Genomic DNA, 17367 nt, shown 5'->3' with positions numbered 1-17367 from the left:
AGCGGTGGAGATGCGGCAGGCCTGCCGCCGCAAAACGCATAGAAACCGGTGTGTTTCGCTGCTGCTTGCCTTATGGTACGCCAGAACAGGCAGGGCGGCCGCCGGGATAGCGGCGGCGCAGAACCAGAGAGCGGGCCAATGATATACCAGGCACAGATGCGGCAGGCCGCAGCAGGGCTGATTTTGCGGGGGGCGGCCTCTGTGCGGGCGATGATGCTGCTGCTGTTTCTGGCCGCCTGGCCCGGCGGGCCTGCGGCAGCGCAGGTGACGCTGGATCTGCGCGATGCGGATCTGCGCAATTTTGTCGAGATTGTCTCGGAGGCCACCGGCCGCAGCTTTGTGCTGGACGGCAATGCGCGCGGCACGGTGACGGTGCTGGCACCGGACCAGATGTCGCCGGAGGATCTGTATGAGGTGTTCCTGGCGGTGCTGGAGCTGAACCGGCTGACCCTCATCGAAGGGGCGGGGGCTGACCGGATTGTGCCGATGAATGCAGCGCGGGAGCTGGCTTCGGGCGGCGGCGCGGGGCTGCCGGGGGGCTTTGAGACGCGGGTGATCCCGGTGCGCGAGATCCCGCTGCAGGAGGTGATCGAGGTGGTGCGCCCGCTGTTGCCGGCCGAGGCGGTGATGACGGCGGTGCCGGGGTCGAACCGGCTGATCCTGTCGGACCGCAGGGCCAATCTGGAACGGATCGCGCGGCTGATCGAAAGCCTGGACAAGCCGCGCAAACAGACGCCGGTCGAAATTATCCGGCTGCAGAACGCGGCGGCGGCGGATGTGATGCAGGTGGTGCAGGCGATGCAGATCCTGCCGGAGGATGCGGCGATCAGCGTCGACCGGCGTTCCAATGCGCTGGTGGTCTCCGGCTCCGAGGCGCTGCGCCACCGGGTGCGGGTGCTGGCTGCCGAGCTTGATACCCAGCGCGACCGGGTGGTGGCGCGCAGCATCGGGCTGAACTATGCCGATGCGGCGGCGATTGCCGATGTGGTGATGCGCACGCTGAATGACAGCGGCGACACGACAGGCCGCACACCGGTCCGCATTGTGCCCGAGCCGCAGACCAATACGCTGCTGGTCTCGGCGCCGCAGGACCGGATTGATGAGATCGTGCAGATGGTGCGCTATCTGGACCGCCGCCCCACCCAGGTGCTGGTGGAGGCGGTGATCTTTGAGATGTCGGTGCAGGGGCTGTCGGATCTGTCGGTGCAATTCGGCGCGGTGCTGAATGATGCGCTGGTGGGCGGGGTGCAGTTCACCCTGCCGGGGCGCAGCAGCCTGATCAATTTGATTTCCACCGCCCGCAGCGGCGCGGCGCCGGAGGTTGGCGCCGCCGGCGTCATCGGCGCCGCCCGGCTGAAGGACGGCGACGGCATTGCCGGGCTGCTCACCGCCATTACCACGGTGAATTCCACCCGGCTGCTGTCAACGCCGTCGATCCTGACCCTGAACAATCAGGAGGCCGAGATCGTGGTGGCGCAGAATGTGCCTTTTGTCACCGGCAGCTTCTCCACCGTGAGCGGCAGTGCGGTGGAAAACCCGTTCCAGACCATCGAGCGCCAGGATGTCGGCCTGACCCTGAATGTCACGCCGCAGATCAATGCCGACCGCACCGTGCGGCTGCTGATCAAGCAGGAGGTGTCCAACCTGACCAATGCCACCGCGTCCTCGGGCGGCGAGATCACCTCGCGGCGGTCGCTGTCGACCACTGCGCTGGTCAGCGACGGGGCGGTGATCATGCTGGGGGGCTTGCTGGAGAACGGTTCGGGCGCGGTTGACCAGCGGGTGCCGGGCCTGTCGAAACTGCCGCTGCTGGGCGGGCTGTTCCGCGGCAAGAATGCCACCGGCGACCAGCGGGTGCTGCTGGTGCTGCTGCGGCCGCAGGTGGTGGCCACGGATGCCGAGGCACGGCGGATCACCCGCCAGCTGTCGCGCAAGGCGCAGAACGCCAGCGCCGCCATCGCGCCGCTGGACGACGGCCGGTTCCCGCAAACCCGGGTCGGCGCGCTGCCGTTTGACGGCGCCGATCTGAACCAGCCCTTTGATGCCGGATTCATTGATGACGTTGCACAACGCCGAAACTATCCCCCGCTCCCCAGCCGCCTCCGTTTCAACGGCCAGAACTGAGACCGGAACTGAGACTGGGCCAGAGAACGGGCCTGAGAACAGGCCTGAGACCGGGGGCCGGTCCGGAACGGGGCCTGCGCCGCGGTTGCCTTTTGCCTTTGCCCGCGACCAGCAGGTGCTGCTGGAGACGGTCCCGGCCGGCATCCGCCTGCTGGCCGGACCCGGCGCCACCCAGACGGGCCTGCGCGAGGCGCAGCGGCAGCTGGGGGCCGGCACCCGGCTGGAGGCGGTGGAGCAGCTGGACCGGACCGGGTTTGAGGCAGCACTGGCCCGCATCTATCAGGACGGCCCGGCCGGGGCAGAGGCGGAACAGGCCGGCGCGGATCTCAGCTTTGATCTTGAGGAGGCTGCCTTTGCCCGCCGCCAGCGCGACCTCTTGGATGAGCCGGGCGACGCGCCGGTGATCCAGCTGGTGAACCAGCTGCTGCGCCGGGCGGTGCAAAGCGGTGCCTCGGATCTGCATATCGAGCCGCATGAGGCAGGGCTAAGGGTCAGGATGCGCATCGACGGGGTGCTGCAAGCGGTGCTGGACCGCGGCGATGTGCCGGTGCGGCGGGTGGTGTCGCGGCTTAAGGTGATGGCGGGTCTGGACATTGCCGAGACCCGGCTGCCGCAGGACGGCCGCATCCCGCTGTCGCTGGGCGGGCGGGTGATCGACACCAGGGTAAGCTCTCTGCCCGGCCAGTACGGCGAACGCATCGTGCTGCGGATCCTGGACCGTTCCAGCGGTCTGCTGCCGCTGGACGGCCTGGGGCTGAATGCAGGCCAGCAGGCGCTGCTGCAGCGGCTGGCGGGGTTTCCGAACGGCATCATCCTGGCCACCGGGCCGACCGGGGCGGGCAAGACCACTACGCTGTATTCGCTGCTGCAGCTGGCGGACCGGGCGTCGCGCAATATTGTCACCGTCGAGGACCCGGTGGAATACGATCTGCCGGGGATTTCGCAAAGCCAGATCAACGCGGGCATCGGCATGAGCTTTGCCGCAGGCCTGCGCGCCACCCTGCGCCAGGATCCGGATGTGATCCTGGTGGGCGAGATCCGGGATGCCGAGACCGCCTCGACCGCGGCGCAGGCGGCGCTGACCGGGCATCTGGTGTTCTCCTCGCTGCATGCCAACAGCACTGCCGGCGCGGTGGTGCGGCTGCGCGATCTGGGGACGGATAATTTCCTGATTGCCGCTACTTTGCGCGGGGTGATCGCGCAGCGGCTGTTGCGGCGGCTGTGCCAGGACTGCCGCCGCCCGGCCCCGGTTGGGGAACAGGCGGCAGCCCTGTTTTCCCGCTGCGGGCTGGCGCTGCCGGCGCGGCTTTATCAGGCGGGAAACGGCAGCTGCGCCTCCTGCGGCGGCAGCGGCCATGCCGGGCGGCTGGGGATTTTTGAAATCGCCGAAGTGGATGAGGCGCTGCGCAATGCCATTGACGCAGGCGCCGGCGAGACGGCGTTGCGCGATCTTGCCTTGCGGCCGCAGGACAGCCTGGCCGGGCAGGGGCTGACGGCTGCTGCTGCCGGGCTGGTCAGCCTGGAGGAAACCCTGCGGGTCGCCGGGGACAACACATGAAGGCCTATGCCTATACCGCCTACACCAGCGCCGGCCGCAAACGGCGCGGCACCGTGGTGGCGGAAACCGAAGCAGATGCCGCCGCCCAGCTGGCGGCGCAGGATCTGTTTCCCGCAGACCTCTCTGAGGCGCGCCGCCGCGGGTCCAACAGAGCGGCCAGCCGCTGGCGCCAGCGCCGCCTGATCCCGGATCTGCAGGCGGTTTTCACCCGCCAGATGGCGGTGATGCTGGCGGCTGAACTGCCGGTGGATGAAGCGCTCGAGGCGGTGCGCGCGGGCGGCCATCCGGCGCTGGATGCAATGGCGGCGCAGGCGCGCGCGGCCTTGCTGGACGGGGCGGCGCTGTCGGAGGCGCTGGCGGATGCGGGCGCGGGATTTCCGCCCTTTTACCTGGCCGCTCTCAGGGCCGGCGAGGAGGCCGGCGAGCTGGCGGCGGTGTTTGACGGGCTGGCTGCGCATCTGGAGCAGCAGAACACAGGGCGCGCCCAGATTGCCACCGCGCTGGTCTATCCGGGGTTTGTGGCCGCGGTCTCGGTTCTGGTCTGCGGTATTCTGATGACCAGTGTGGCGCCCGAAATCGTGGCGATGTTTGAAATGACCGGCCGGCCGCTGCCGCCGCTGACGGCGGCGGTGCTGGCGGTTTCGGACTTTCTGAGGGATCAGGCGGCGGTGCTGACGGTGCTGGCCGCTGCCCTGGCGGTTTTTCTGGCGGCGGTCCCGCGGGTGCCGCGCCTGCGCCACCTGCGGGACCGGATCCTGTTGCGGCTGCCGGTGCTGGGGCGGCTGGCACGGCTGGGCGAGGCGGTGCAGTACATGCGCACCCTGGCGCTGGTTCTGGGCTCGCGCCATGCGGTGCTGAGTGCTGCCTGCAGTGCCGCCGGAGTGCTGGAGATCGCCCGGTTCCAGGACGAGGCCGGCGCCGTGGCCGCGGCGGTGCGCCAGGGCGAAAGCCTGTCAGCGGCGCTGGGGCGGCTCAGCTTTCTGCCGCCGGTGGCGCGGCAGCTGATCAGTGCGGGCGAAGTGTCTGTGCAGCTGGCCCGGATGACCGGCCGTGCCGCCGATCTGACCGAACACCGGCTGCAGACCGAGCGCAAGCGCATTGCCGCGCTGCTGGAACCGGTGCTGATGATGCTGGTGGGCGGGCTGGTGCTGGTGATTGTGCTGGCGGTGCTGTTGCCGGTCTTTGATCTGCAGGCGGCGATTGCGGGCTGAGACGGGGTAACCCGGCTCTATTGCGGGAAATTCAGCAGTTCAGGCGCGCCATCGCTGCGCGACAGCCACAGACCGCGGCTGTCGATCCGCACCACTTTGACGCCGCCGGGCAGCTCATCCCCGGCCCGCAACAGCCGGGCGCCGGCGGGATGGGAGATCATCGCCCAGGTGGCCTCGCCTGCCTGCACCACCCCTTGGAGCGCATAGCCCAGGCTGGCAAGCGGCGGTTCGGCGGCGCTTGCCGCCGGGGCAGGCGCGGATGCAGGAGCCTGCGGCTGCGGCGGTTGTTTCTCCCCGAACAGCGGCGCCCAGCTGCGCGGCGGCGCGGTTGCGGCGGCGGGCTGCTGGACGGCGGCAGGGGCGGCTGCATGGGCGTGGACGGGCAGGCTGGATGGGCCTTGGATCTCCTGCCACAGAAGATGCCCGGCCTGGGCGGCCGCGGCCAGCGCGATCAGCGTGCAGAATGCAGATATCAGACGCATCGGATCCTTTCCAAAAACCGCTGTCCCGGCTTTGCCCGGCACCGGCGGCCCGGCTTGCGGCAAGCATGGACGGGCGGCGCGGGGCATGGTAAATTTTCCGCAAGAATTAACACAAGAAACGGGCAGCCGGAAAGAGAACAGCTGATGCAGGCATCTACCTTTGCAATTCCGGCCCGGGCCGGAAGAACCGGACTGGCGGGATTGGCGCTTGTGCTGCTGCTGGGCAGCTGCGGCGCGGGGCCTTCCGGGCAAGGCGGTTTCCAGAAACAATACGGAGTCGCCCGCAATGCGCTGGAGGGCGGTGATTATGCGCAGGCCAAGCGCGCCTATCTGAAGCTGATCGGCCAAGCCGGGCCGCTGGCGCCGCGGATGCAGCTGGAATATGCCCATGCCGAACTGCGCAGCGGTGATTTTGCCGCTGCCGCCAAAACCGCCGGAACGCTGGCGCAAGGCCAGTCCGGCGAGGCCCGTGCCGCGGCGCTGGCGGTGCAGGGCACCGCCCAGCATGAACTGGGCCTGTCGCTGCTGGCCGGGGGCCAGGCAGAGGCCGGAAAACAGCAGCTGCAAGCGGCCCAGACCGCGCTGGATGAAGTCCTGAAGTCCCATGCCGGCATGGATCCGCTGGGTTCGCTGGCCGGACGCCAGGCCAGTATCCGGGTCCGCCTGGGCAAGCTGTAGGCCGGGGCAAGCAGCGGCAGAGGCACAAAACGGTCGGACCAGGGCGCGGCTTATTGCTGCGGCGCCAGGGTGATCCAGGCGGCCACCCGCCCCGGTGCCTCCTGTGCTTCAAAGCGGAAACTGCGCAGGCGGTAGCCCCAGGCGGGATGCGCGCCCATCAGAAAGGCGCCGAGCTCCTCAAAGCCAATGCTGTCAAAGCGCAGCTCTACCGTCTCTTCGGGACCGCTGCCCAGCCCGCTGAGCCGGCGCCGCAGCCCGGCGGCAATCAGCCTTTGTTCAATACCGCTGAGACCGGCCGGGGCGCCGGGCGCGGGCGGCGCGCTGCGGGCCAGGGTCTGTTTCTCTGCCAGCCGCCCGGCCGCCCAGGTCTGCAAGGCGGCGGCTTCGGCCTGCGCCTGTTCCGCCGCCAGGCGGCGTTCATGCAGCGGCAGCAGCAGCGCAAACCCGGCCCCCAGCGGCAGCACCGCCAGCAGCAATGCGGCCAGCAGCAGCCGTTCGCGGCGGTTGAGCGGCAGCAGCAGGCCGGCCAGGCGGGAGATCATCCGGGCGGTCATCGGCGCTCTCCGCCCGGGCCCGGGCTGTCTGCGGTGATGGCAAATTCGGCAAAGACGCCGCCCTCGCTGCCATCGGCCCGGGAATCGGTCAGCTGCACCGCCAGACCTTGCGTCCGCAGTGCCGCTGCCAGCTGATCGGCGGCGGCAAAATCGGCCAGCCGCACCGCCAGCCGCACCGCTTCGCCTTGCTGATAGCTGAGGCTTTCGGCCCGGGCGCCGGCTTTGGCGGCCACAGCGGCGATGCGGCGGGTCAGCTCCAGCACATCCGGCTGCGCTGCCGGTCCGGCGGCATTGCGCAGTCCGGCCAGGGCGCGGCTGATTTGCAGCCGGGCATCGAGCACCGGCGCGCCATTGGTGAAATGCGTCTGCGCCAGGGCCGTGGTTTCTGCCGCCGCGGCAGCGGTCTGTGCCTCGATGCGGAGGATGGCAGTGATCTGGGCAGCGCTCCACAGCGCTGCTGCCAGTACCGCGGCCAGCAGCGGCCAGCGCCAGGGCAGCAGTTTGCGCTCCAGCTGCGCCTGAGCCGCCATCGGGTTGCGGCGCAGATCGCAGGTCAATTCGCCATGCCCCAGCACCACCGGTTGCGGCAGCCCCAATGCTGCCACTGCGGCGGGGCTGGCAGCTGCGGGGATGCCGTGGGCACGGGCCAGCTCCGCAAATTCCGGCGGCGCTTCCGCAGGCAGCAGCAGCGCTTTGGGCCGGGGGCGGCTGTCCAGCGCCTGCTGCAGCATCATCAGGGTCAGCGGCGCCTGGGCGGTAAAGCCGTCCTCCACCCCCAGCCGGACGCTGATTGCAGCACCCGGGCCGCTGCCGCGCAGGGCGAGGCTCCAGATGCCGGCGGCGGCGGGCAGTGCCAGGTAATCGGGCAGCACCGCCCGGCCGGGCAGGCGGCGCAGACTGTCCAGCCAGCCGGTCTCGGCGGCCAGCACCCGGGTCCAAGCGGCGGCGGTTTTGCGGGCCGGGGCAAAGGGGTGCATAGAGATCTGATCGCTGCGCAGCCCCAGCCGGGCGGCCAGCTGGCGCCGGGCGACCTGCTCGCGGGCCTGACCGCGCAGCCTGGCAGGCAGATCCAGCGCAAACAGCGGCACCGTTTCGCCGGGCACGGTCACCACCTGATGCGGCGCAGCCGCGGCACTGCCGTCCGGTCCCAGGCGGACAAACTCTGCGGCGATGTCTGGCTTGGCGCTGGCAGAGGGCATCGCCCGGGGCTCCTGTTACTGCTGTATTTTGCGCTGCGCAGAATGGGGGCGGCACGGGGCAAGTGCAATGCGCAATCGGACCCGTGCTGCAGACCGGTGCCGCCGCCGGAGAGCCGCGCCGGGATCAGGGCCGGCGGGTCAGCCGCCAGGCGACTGCAGGCCGCCGGGCGGCGCCGGTTTTGCGCAGCACCGTGCTGCGCTGTGCGGAGAGCGTGCCCAGTTGCGCCTGCGAACTGGCGCGGAACCAGTGCGAGACCACTGTGATCTGCTCTGCGCCCAAGTGATCTGCCGCTGTCTCATCGCTTTGTTCCGGGGCCTGCTCTGCGCTGATCCGGGCCAGGCCGGCGGCGGCCAGAAAAGCCTCGGGAGAGGCGGCGGGCAGCGCGGTTTGCAGCCGGGCCAGGGCTGCGGGCGGCAGATGCGGCAGAAAGGCGGCCAGCACCTGCGGAGAGGCGGTGTTCACATTCAGGCGGCTGCTGCCGGGCAGGGCGGTGATATAGGGGCGCAGCCGCTGATAGCTGCGCGGCGGCAGGCCGGGGATGCCGGCCAGCTGCCCGGCGTCCAGCAGCGCGCCGCCCACCGGGTCCAGCGGCGGATCAAGCCGGGCCCAGGCCGCGCGGTTCTGCGGCCCGCCCGGCTGCAGGGCGGCGCGGATGGTCTCGCCGGTGCGGGGCGGCAGCGCCAGGATTTTCAGCAGCCGGGCAAAGGCGGCCCGGGCAGCGGTATTGTCCGGATCCGCCAGCCAGTTCACATTGAAGCGCCCTTGCAGATCCTCGATCCGGCCGCTGACCGTACCCCGCGCCAATGCCTGTTCCGCCTGCACGCGGGCCCAGGCCTCGCCGGGGTGATCGGTGGCGGAGCGGTCCTGCGCCAGCAGGGTGATGGCCAGCGCGTCAAACGCGTCCAGCGCCAGCGCCAGCTGATCCGCCTCCTGCCCGGCCTGCAGCCGTGCCCGGCCGCTTTCGGCGCGTGCCAGCAGCAGCACCGCCACCGCCGACAGCGCCGCCACCAGCACCAGCGCATTGACCAGGACAAAGCCGCGGCTGCTGCTCTGGCGGCGGTTCATTTCAGGGTCTCCACCAGCCGTATAGAGCCGAAACCCTTGGTTTCGAGCTGCAGTTCCACCGCCAGCGGCAGGGTGCTGGAATAGACCTCGGGGGCGCCGCCGGCCTGGTCGGTATCCGCTGCCGGGGAGGTGCCGGCCTGCGGTTGCGGGCTAAGCGCTGTTGTGCCCTCCACCCAGCCGGGACCGTCCCAATAGCTGCGCACCCGCAGCCCGGATACGCCCTCAAGCACCGTCACTGCCGGCGAACGCGAGGCGGCGCTGGCGGGTATCAGCGCAGGCCAGGCGCGGCGGCTGAGGCGGCCGCCCTGCAGCTGCCATTCGATCCGCTGCAGCCCCAAAGCCTGCGGCTCCGGATCCAGCGCCGGCTGGCCGCCCGCGGAAAGCGCCAGCACGCCGCCGCGCAACCGCAGCGCTGATTGCGGAGCGCCACGGCCCGGCGGGTAAAACAGCATCGGCACCGCGGCTGACAGATCGGCGCGCAGCAGGCTCAGCGCTTGCTCCAGCGCGGCGGTCTCTGCGGCGCGGGCCTCCAGCGTGCCGCGCATCCGGATCATACCGCCCAGGGCCTGGACACCCAGCACCGCCACCAGCGCAAAGATGGCCATCGCCGCCACCAGCTCAATCAGGCTGAGGCCGCGGTCTGCCGGGGCGCGCCGGCCTCTCACCGCAGCCCCGCGGCGGGCAGGTAGAGCGTCAGTGCTGCGGCTTCACCGGTTTCGGCGCGGGCGGTGATTTCGGTTTTGACCAGCCCGGCAGCGGTGGTCTCGCGGCGGGTCTGCAGGGTGAAGATCATGCCGCCCAGCTTGGCCTGGCCGGGCAACCGGGCAGCGGCGTCCGGCAGCTGCAGTTCTTCGGCGCGGTTGCGGGCGGCGACGCGGGCCAGCAGCCGGGGCGCCTCGCCGCCGATCGCCAGCCGCGACTGATCGGTGCTGCGCAGCAGGGCGATGCTGGCAGCGGCCAGAACAAAGATGGCGATCGCCAGTTCAATCAGGGTGAGGCCGGCAGTGGCGGCAGAGTGCGGCGGCGGGATCAGTTTTCGCGGCATGCCAGCGCCTCCCATCCGTTGCTGCGGCAGCGGGCGGCGCTGCCAAAGGCAATGCTGAAGGCGCTGGAGCTTCCATTGGCCAGCAGGATGATTCCGGGTGTTCCGGCAGCCGGGCGGCGGGCGGAGAGGGCCACCTTTCCCTGCCAGGGCTGCAGCCGCTCTGAGATATCCCAGCCGTCGGTGTCGCGGCGGGCCAGGCGCAATCCCTGGGGGGTGAGGACCAGCCCGCGGCTTTGGCCGCTGGCGATGGCCAGGGCCCGGGCGGCGCCGTACTGGCTGCGGAACAGCGCCAGATCGCGGCTGCTGCGGTCCGGTCCGCCGCCCAAAGCCAGCACCGCCGCCGTAGCCAGCACCGACAGGATGGCGACACTGATCAGCAGCTCAATCAGGGTAAAGCCGGCAGCTGTTGAAACAGGGGAAACAGGCTCTATTGCAGGGTCCAAGAGCCAATATCCGCATCCGCGCCGCTGCCGCCGGCCGCTCCGTTGGCGCCATAGCTGAAGATGTCGAACTCGCCATGCACGCCGGGCGACAGGTAGTTGTAGGGCTGGCCCCAGGGATCCTGCGGCAGCCGGTCCATATAACCGTTTTGGGCCCAATTGGCGGGCACCGGATTGCCGCCGGGCTTTTGCACCAGGGCGGCCAGGCCCTGCTCGGTGGTGGGGTAGCGGTAGTTGTCGAGCCGGTAGAGTTTGACGGCGCTTGCGATGGCGGCGATGTCGGCCTTGGCGCGGGCGGCGCGGGCCTGATCGGGCCGGTCGATCACCCGCGGCACCACCACCAGGGCGAGGATCGAGAGAATTACCACCACCACCATCAGTTCGAGCAGGGAAAACCCGGCCTCGCCATGCGGCTGCCGGGCTTTGGCGCGGACAGGCAGGAGGCGCGCGCGGGGCGGCTGCGGGGCGGGGGCGGACTGTGGCTTCATCGGGTTCTTTCTTTTGACCGGCGGCATGATAGAGGGGGGCGTCAGGCATTGTCCATTGCTCCATAGCCAATCCGGCGGGGGCGCGGGAAGAGGGGAAAACATGCAGGCAGCAGCATGAGCCTTGGGGCGGGTCTTGAGGCCGGGATTGCGGCCGGGCTGGCTGCTGGGTTGCCAGCCTGGCTGCTGCTGCTGCTGGCGCCGGCTGCGGGGTCGTTCCTGGCGGTGCTGGCCGACCGGCTGCCGCGCGGCGAGGATGTGATCCGGCAGCGCTCGGCCTGCCGCAGCTGCGGTCAGCGGCTGGGGGCTGCGGATCTGGTCCCGCTGCTCTCCTTTGTTCTGACACGCGGACACTGCCGCCACTGCGGCGCGGCGGTGCCGCCCTGGCTGCTGTATTTTGAGATCGCGGCAACCGGTGCTGCGGTGCTGGCACTGGCGGCGGGCGGCAGCGCGGCGGAGGTTCTGCTCGCCTGCCTGTTTCTGTGGCTGCTGCTGACGCTGGCGGTTGCGGATCTGTTGTGGCTGCGGCTGCCGGATGTGCTGACGGGGGCGCTGTTTGCGCTGGTGCTGCTGACGGGGCTGCAGCCAGGCGGCGCCGGGCTGGCGGCGGTGCTGGGCGGCGCGGCGCTGGGGGCGGGCGGTTTTCTGGCGCTGCGGCTGGGCTACCGGGCGTTGCGCGGGCGCGAGGGGCTGGGACTGGGCGACGTCAAGCTGATGGCGGGCCTGGGCGGTTTTGCCGGGGCGATGGACCTGCCGCTGCTGCTGCTGCTGGCCTCGGGCGGGGCGCTGGCGGCGGCCTGGCTGCAGCGGCGGCGGCTGCGCGGCGGCATGGTGCTGCCTTTTGGCGCGGCGCTGTGCGCGGCGGCGGCGGTGCTGTGGCTGTTGCGGGCCGCAGGAGGGGTTTGATCTTGCCGGCGCCGGACCTTAGGGTCCGCGGAGATTGCCTGCCTGCTTGTAAATGCTTGTGAGAAATATGACCTTATTCCGTTTTGCCCCGCTGTGCCTGATCCTTGCTGCCGCCCCGCTGTGCCTGCGGGCGCAGGAGGCGGCGCCTGCCACGCCTGAAACCGCGGCTGCCAGCCAGGATGCGCTGACGATGGCAGAGGTGGAACAGGCCTGGGCGGCAAAGGATTTCGCGCGTGTCCGCCAAGGGCTGGCACAGCTGGCAGCGGCCCCGGGAGCGGCGTTTGCCCAGTACCGCTATGGCCGGGTGCTGCTGGAAGGGCTGGGCGGCCCGGCGGATCCGGCGGCGGCGCGGGGCTGGCTGCAGCGCGCTGCGGAGCAGGGCCAGACGCAGGCGGCGGTGCTGCTGGCGCGGCTGTATCTCAGCGCGGTGCCGGGCGGTCCGGCCCGCGACCCGGTGCAGGCGGCACAGCTGCTGCTGGCGGCGGGCGCGCGCGGCAGCAGCGAGGCGCAATACTACCTGGGGCTTTTGCACCAGACGGGCGAGGGGGTGGCGCAGGATGCCGCCAGTGCTGCGGCCTGGCTGCAGGCCGCGGCAGAGCAAGGCCACAGCGCGGCGCAGTTTGAGCTGAGCCGCATCTATTCCCGCGGTCAGGGCGTTGCGCAGGATACCGCCCGGGCGCTGCATTGGCTGCAAGAGGCCGCAGCAGCAGGCCACGGTGAGGCCCAGTTCTACCTGGCCTATGCGCTGGACAGCGGCCAGGGCATAGGCCGCGACCGCGCGGCGGCCCTGGACTGGCTGCGGCGGGCGGGCGAGGGCGGCTTTGTGCCGGCCCAGGCGGCGCTGGGGCGTAAATACCTCAAGGGGGACGGGGCAGAGGCCGATCCGGCAGGCGCGTTGCGCTGGCTGCACAGTGCCGCCGAAGCGGGCGAGGGCAGCGCGATGGCGGCGCTGGGGGAGGCGTATTTGGGCGCCTATGGCGTGCCGGAGGATGTGCCGCAGGCCTGGCAGCTGTACCGCAGCGCCTGGGAACGGGGGCTGCCGCAGGCTGCGGTGGGACTGGCGGGTATGCTGGAGCAAGGCCGCGGCCGGGATCCGGATCTGGAACAGGCGGTGATTCTGTACCGCAAAGCGGCAGAACTGGGCAGCCATGCTGCGGAACTGAACCTGGGGCGGCTGGCCGGAGCGGGCCGCCTGGACGGGCTGCTGGCACCGCACCGGGCGGTGCCCTGGGCATTGGCAGCCGCCCGCCAGGGCGACACGGCGGCTGAGGCCTGGATGGCGCAGCAGGCGGCTGCCGGGCTGCGGCCGGCGCAGACCGCGCTGGGATTGCGGCTGACAGAGACAGGGGCACGCCCGGCTGAGGCGGCGGCGCTGTTTGAGGCGGCGGCGGCGGCCGGCGACAGTGCAGCGCAGCACCAGCTGGGGCTGCTTTATACCAAGGGGCTGGGGCGCGATCAGGATTATGTGCAGGCCTATAAATGGCTGAACATCGCCGCCGCAAGCGGCAGTGCCGGGGCGCTGAAAACCCGCGCGGTGGTGGCGGACCTGATGACAGCGGAACAAGTCGCCGAAGCTCAGGCGGCGGCGCGTGCCTTCCTGGCGGCGGCCACGGCTCCGGCCGGGCAGGCGGCAGAATGAGCCTGCGCCCGCTGGTGGCCGCACTGTGGCTGGCGCTGCCGGCCGCTGCAGCCGGACAGCAGGCAGCGCCGCTGGAGCAATTGCGCGCCGAAGCTGCTGCAGGCCAGGCAGCGGCGCAATACGCGCTGGCGCTGCGGCTGCAGGATGGCCGCGGCGTGCTGCAGAATTACGGCCGTGCCGCGGATTGGCTGACCCGCGCCGCAGAGCAGGGCCATGCGGCAGCGCAGAACCGGCTGGGCCAGTCCTACCACAGCGGGCTGGGGGTGGCGCAGGACCGGGCGCAGGCGCTGCACTGGCTGGAACAGGCCGCTGCCAGCGGCACGGCGCAGTATCTTTTCGACCTGGCTGCGGTTCTGGAACAGGCGCCGGACGGCAGCGGCGCGGCGCAAGCGGCAGAGCTTTATGCCCGCGCTGCCGGGCAGGGCCATCAGGATGCGGCTGTCAGCCTGGGGGTGCTGTACCAGAACGGCACTGGCGTGGCGCAGGATCCGGCGCGGGCCCGCCAGCTGTATGAAGGCCCGGCTGCGGCCGGCCATCCCCGGGCGCTGAACAATCTGGGCCTGATGCATGTGCGCGCTGAAGGTGCTGCGCAGGATTATGCCCGCGCCGCCGCCCTGTTCGAGGCGGCCTCCGCCCAGGGGCTGGCCCCGGCCATCCGCAATCTCGGGGTGATGTATGAAAACGGCTTTGGCGTGCCGCTGGATGAGGCCCGCGCGGCAGATCTTTACCGCCGCGCGGCCCGCGCCGCCGGTGCCGCGGCGGATCCAGGGCTGATCTATGACGCCCGGCTGGCGCCGCCCGACAGCAGTGCCGCAGGGCTGGAGCGGCTGACGGACGGGGCAGCGGCCGGCGATCCGCTGGCGCAGTTCCAGCTGGCCTGGCTGGCCTTGCAGCAGCCGGATCCGTCCCGCGCCGGGCTGCTGGCGGCTGCCGGATGGCTGCGCGCCTCGGCAGAGGCGGGCTACCCGGCGGCGATGGCCAACCTCGGCTGGATGTATTTTGAAGGCCGCGCGCTGCCGCAGGATTATGTGCTGGGCTATATGTGGCTGGTGCTGGCGGCCAGCGCCGGCCTGCCGGAAGCGCGCGGTCTGAGCGCGGCGCTGCAGGCCAGGCTGACCCCGGCGCAATTGGCCGAAGCCCAGGAGCTGGCGGCGGCCAAGGCAGGGGCCGGGCCGCAGCACTAGCCCCGCGCCAGAGGACACTGAAACAGCAAAACAGCCCGTCTGCCTAGGCGGGCTGTTTTCTTTTGTCCGTGTCCTGTTGCCCGCTGCGGGCAACAGGCTCAGAAATCGAGCCGGATGCCGTGTTCGATCTTCAGGCTGTCCGCATCCGGTGCGGTGATCCGGGTCACCACTGCGCCCTGGCCACGGGCAAAGGGCCGTTCGCGGTGCACATCCAGCGCCAGCCGGTCGGTGCCGCCGATATGCTCGTAATCGATCTCGAAACCGAACCGCAGGCCGGTGGCAGGGTCATAGACATCGCGGGCAAAGACAAAGCCCGCGCCGCAGCCGGTGGTGCCGTCATAAGATGAGCTTTCGCAGGCCAGCCGCGGCGCAAAGGACAGCCGGGCGGCCAGGCCGCTGTCCGGGTTGCTGTCTTCGGCAGCGGCAAGGCTGGCAAATTCCACCTCGGCAAAGATGCGGCCGCCGTTATAGCCGGGGATGTCTATCCGCCCGGTATCGCGCTGCGCCAGCTGGGTGGCGGTGACGCTGGCGTCATCGGCCTCGGCAAAGGCCAGATCGGCGCCCAGCCGCGGGCTGATCAGCATGTTTTCAAGCTGATGACGCCCCGACAGCGCCGCGCCGGCAAAACCGGCCGCATAGGTATACCCGCCGCGGGCATGGATCGGGTCGGTGGCCGTCTCAAAGCGCAGCCGGTAGCGGTGATGCCCAAGGGCGGCGGCGGCGTAATAGTCCAGGAACAGCCCCTCGTTCAGGGCCCGGGCACCGTATATCCCGGCATTGGCGCCAAAACCGGTGATGGAGCCATCGGCGGGGCCATCGGCGCTGGTACGGCTGACATAACCGCCCCAGAATTTGCCGCGCAGCGCCTGTTCCGGCAGGAACCGCTCGCTCTGGCGCGAGAATTGCAGCATGGCCTGGGTGCCCAGCCCGTCGGTGCGGCTGAGGGTAAAGGCGCCATCCAGGATCTCGCGGCGGCCGCTGCCGCAATTGTAGACATCCCAGCCGAAACTGCCGGCGCTGTTGCCGGTGCTGCCCTGGACCTGCAGGCTGCCATCCACGTCAAAGGCGGCGACGGTGCCGCAGCGCAGCCCCTCCTGGCCGGCCTGCAGCCGCTCCAGCGCGCCTTTGGCGATCCGGCTGAAATAGCGCTGCTGGGTCTTGATGGTTTCTTCCAGGTCTTTCTTCAGCACCGCGGTCAGCTGATCGCGGATCTGGTCGACCAGGTCGTCGCTGACCTGCACCTGCGCCAGGGTCAGGGCAAAACCGTCATAGCGGGTATCTGCCGAACTGACAGTGACCGCGGGCTGGCAGCTGTGGGCGCCTTCCACATCCTCATCGTCGATGGCGCTGATGGTCAGCACCTGGGCAGTGGCAAAGCTGGCCGCGCTGAAGCTCATCGAGGCGGGAGAGACGGTGCATTGGCTGTCGCCGCTAAAGGCAAGCTGCACATCCTGGCCGGGCTGGCCCAGCAGCCGGAAGGACATCGCCGCGGTGTCTTCGCCGTTCTCCGACGCGGTGAGGTCGTCATTGGTGACCGCAACAATGGCAAAGTCATCGTCCGCCAGGCTGGCGGTGCCGGTCAGCTCTGCCGCTGTGGTGCTGAGGCTGGCGGCACCATCGCCCGAGGTTACCGCCGTCAGGGTCAGGATCAGGGTTTCGCTGCCCTCGATCAGCTGGTCCTCCAGCACTGTCACGGTGACGTCTGCATTGGTGTCACCGGCTGGGATCGTCACCGAACCCGGGGGGGCGGTATAGTCGGCACCAGCAGTGGCGGTGCCGGTCAGGCTGTAGCTGAGCACCGTATCCACGGTTGAGGCGCGCTCCAGCGAGATGGTGAAGCCTGCATCGTCCGGGACGCCGCCGTTGGCCTCGGCGCCGTCATCGGACGCGCTGACCGTGACCGCATTTGCCGCGCATTGGGTCATCGGGATGTTGTTGGCCAGCACGTTGGGGTCGCCGGCCTCGATCACAAAGGTATCGTAGAACACCGGGTTGGCGCTGAGCGATGCATCCGCCAGGACCCCGGTGGATCCCACCTGGGTGGAGCCCAGAACCGCCGGGTTGGCGGGCAGCAGCGAGGTCACATCCAGGCTGCCGGAGCTGAGCCGCGCGGTGCTGGCTGCGCCGCCGGCCGGGTAGCTGTAGGCAACCGTATAGGTGCCGGGCCGCTGGGCGAACCATTGGTATTCACCGGTGGTGCCATCGCGCACGATGTTGATGTCATTGGCGATGCCGAGGCTGCTGTTGGAGCCTGAGGGGCCGGTCACGGTGATACCGCCGCCGGTCAGGATCCGGCCGTCATCCTCGCAGTAGAAATAGCCCTGGGGATCGTAATCCTGGGCATCGGGGATGCCGTCGCCGTCGCGGTCCGCGGTGGCGCTTTCAAAGCTGTCGGGAACACCGTCGCCATCCAGGTCGGCAGGCGGCACCGGGTTCGGGGTGCCGGTCAGCTCAGCGGTGGCTTCCAGGACGTCGGAGGCTTCATTGCCATTGCCCGCCAGGTCCTGCGCCGCATCCGCGCTCAGCTGGATGGTGAGGGGGCCGTCGTGATCCGGGGTCACGGTGACGCTGTAGCTGGCATCGCTGCCGGTCAGATCCGAGGCGCTGCCGCCGGTGATCTCCAGCCCGTCCAGGCTCAGGCCGGTGACGGCTTCGCTGAATTGCAGCGTCACCTCAAACGGGTCGCTTTGCGCGGTGTCCGGCCCGCTGAGTGCGGCGGTGGGCAGGCTGGCCTCTTTCTCCACGGAGGCGGTGGCGGCGCCTGTATTGCCGGCCGCATCGGTGAGCACCACCGAA

The 17367-nt window shown here is 70.2% G+C and carries 16 protein-coding genes; 7 read left to right on the top strand and 9 right to left on the bottom strand.

Annotated elements, in window-relative coordinates; all coding sequences use genetic code 11:
• Positions 1 to 138 precede the first annotated feature (138 nt).
• The 3 genes from L1069_RS06570 to L1069_RS06560 all read left to right on the top strand — a co-directional run bounded on the left by L1069_RS06570 (position 139) and on the right by L1069_RS06560 (position 4893).
• Complete coding sequence (locus tag L1069_RS06570; RefSeq protein ID WP_237455121.1) at positions 139 to 2124, top strand: secretin N-terminal domain-containing protein; 1986 nt, start codon at positions 139 to 141, stop codon at positions 2122 to 2124.
• Between the two features lie 85 nt (positions 2125 to 2209).
• Entirely contained in the window at positions 2210 to 3682 is a 1473-nt protein-coding gene (locus L1069_RS06565) for a GspE/PulE family protein (protein ID WP_237455120.1), read from the top strand.
• Complete coding sequence (locus L1069_RS06560; RefSeq protein ID WP_237455119.1) at positions 3679 to 4893, top strand: type II secretion system F family protein; 1215 nt, start codon at positions 3679 to 3681, stop codon at positions 4891 to 4893. Before L1069_RS06565 ends, L1069_RS06560 begins: the two co-directional genes overlap by 4 nt.
• 17 nt (positions 4894 to 4910) lie before the next feature.
• Here L1069_RS06560 and L1069_RS06555 read toward each other — a convergent pair whose 3' ends face one another.
• Positions 4911 to 5375, bottom strand: a complete 465-nt coding sequence (locus L1069_RS06555) for a type II secretion system protein N (protein ID WP_237455118.1) — start codon at positions 5373 to 5375, stop codon at positions 4911 to 4913.
• Between the two features lie 144 nt (positions 5376 to 5519).
• On the opposite strand from L1069_RS06555, the gene L1069_RS06550 reads away from it, so the two are divergent.
• Positions 5520 to 6053 carry a hypothetical protein gene (locus tag L1069_RS06550; protein ID WP_237455117.1) on the top strand — a complete coding sequence of 178 codons (534 nt, stop codon included), beginning with the start codon at positions 5520 to 5522 and terminating at the stop codon, positions 6051 to 6053.
• Between the two features lie 50 nt (positions 6054 to 6103).
• Here the strand turns inward: L1069_RS06550 and gspM are convergent, their stop codons facing one another.
• From gspM to gspG, 7 genes are all read right to left on the bottom strand, one after another.
• Entirely contained in the window at positions 6104 to 6607 is a 504-nt protein-coding gene (gspM, locus tag L1069_RS06545) for a type II secretion system protein GspM (RefSeq protein ID WP_237455116.1), read from the bottom strand.
• On the bottom strand, positions 6604 to 7806 hold the full coding sequence (gspL, locus tag L1069_RS06540; RefSeq protein WP_237455115.1) for a type II secretion system protein GspL: 1203 nt from the start codon (positions 7804 to 7806) through the stop codon (positions 6604 to 6606). The genes gspM and gspL overlap by 4 nt, the downstream gene beginning before the upstream one ends.
• A 124-nt stretch (positions 7807 to 7930) precedes the next feature.
• A complete protein-coding gene (gene gspK / locus L1069_RS06535; protein ID WP_237455114.1) occupies positions 7931 to 8872 on the bottom strand; it encodes a type II secretion system minor pseudopilin GspK in 942 nt (313 codons plus the stop codon).
• Complete coding sequence (locus L1069_RS06530) at positions 8869 to 9537, bottom strand: type II secretion system protein GspJ (RefSeq protein WP_237455113.1); 669 nt, start codon at positions 9535 to 9537, stop codon at positions 8869 to 8871. The genes gspK and L1069_RS06530 overlap by 4 nt, the downstream gene beginning before the upstream one ends.
• Entirely contained in the window at positions 9534 to 9917 is a 384-nt protein-coding gene (locus tag L1069_RS06525) for a hypothetical protein (RefSeq protein WP_129373236.1), read from the bottom strand. The genes L1069_RS06530 and L1069_RS06525 overlap by 4 nt, the downstream gene beginning before the upstream one ends.
• Positions 9902 to 10360: a prepilin-type N-terminal cleavage/methylation domain-containing protein gene (locus tag L1069_RS06520; protein WP_237455112.1), complete on the bottom strand. Its 459-nt coding sequence runs from the start codon at positions 10358 to 10360 to the stop codon at positions 9902 to 9904. Before L1069_RS06520 ends, L1069_RS06525 begins: the two co-directional genes overlap by 16 nt.
• The gene (gspG, locus tag L1069_RS06515) at positions 10345 to 10845 is read right to left on the bottom strand and encodes a type II secretion system major pseudopilin GspG (RefSeq protein ID WP_275423052.1); all 501 of its coding nucleotides are present in this window, start codon (positions 10843 to 10845) and stop codon (positions 10345 to 10347) included. The genes L1069_RS06520 and gspG overlap by 16 nt, the downstream gene beginning before the upstream one ends.
• A 114-nt stretch (positions 10846 to 10959) precedes the next feature.
• On the opposite strand from gspG, the gene L1069_RS06510 reads away from it, so the two are divergent.
• The 3 genes from L1069_RS06510 to L1069_RS06495 all read left to right on the top strand — a co-directional run bounded on the left by L1069_RS06510 (position 10960) and on the right by L1069_RS06495 (position 14571).
• Positions 10960 to 11748: an A24 family peptidase gene (locus L1069_RS06510; protein ID WP_237455111.1), complete on the top strand. Its 789-nt coding sequence runs from the start codon at positions 10960 to 10962 to the stop codon at positions 11746 to 11748.
• Positions 11749 to 11815: 67 nt separating this feature from the next.
• A complete protein-coding gene (locus tag L1069_RS24130; RefSeq protein ID WP_275423051.1) occupies positions 11816 to 13387 on the top strand; it encodes a tetratricopeptide repeat protein in 1572 nt (523 codons plus the stop codon).
• Positions 13384 to 14571, top strand: coding sequence for an SEL1-like repeat protein (locus L1069_RS06495; RefSeq protein ID WP_237455110.1), 1188 nt, complete (start codon positions 13384 to 13386; stop codon positions 14569 to 14571). The genes L1069_RS24130 and L1069_RS06495 overlap by 4 nt, the downstream gene beginning before the upstream one ends.
• A 98-nt stretch (positions 14572 to 14669) precedes the next feature.
• On the opposite strand, the gene L1069_RS06490 is transcribed toward L1069_RS06495, so the two are convergent.
• A partial coding sequence (locus L1069_RS06490; RefSeq protein WP_237455109.1) for an Ig-like domain-containing protein occupies positions 14670 to 17367 on the bottom strand: 2698 nt, incomplete at its 5' end.

This window comes from Leisingera sp. MMG026 (assembly GCF_021654205.1).
Classification (GTDB): domain Bacteria; phylum Pseudomonadota; class Alphaproteobacteria; order Rhodobacterales; family Rhodobacteraceae; genus Leisingera.
This window is presented reverse-complemented; position numbering and strand designations above follow the sequence as displayed.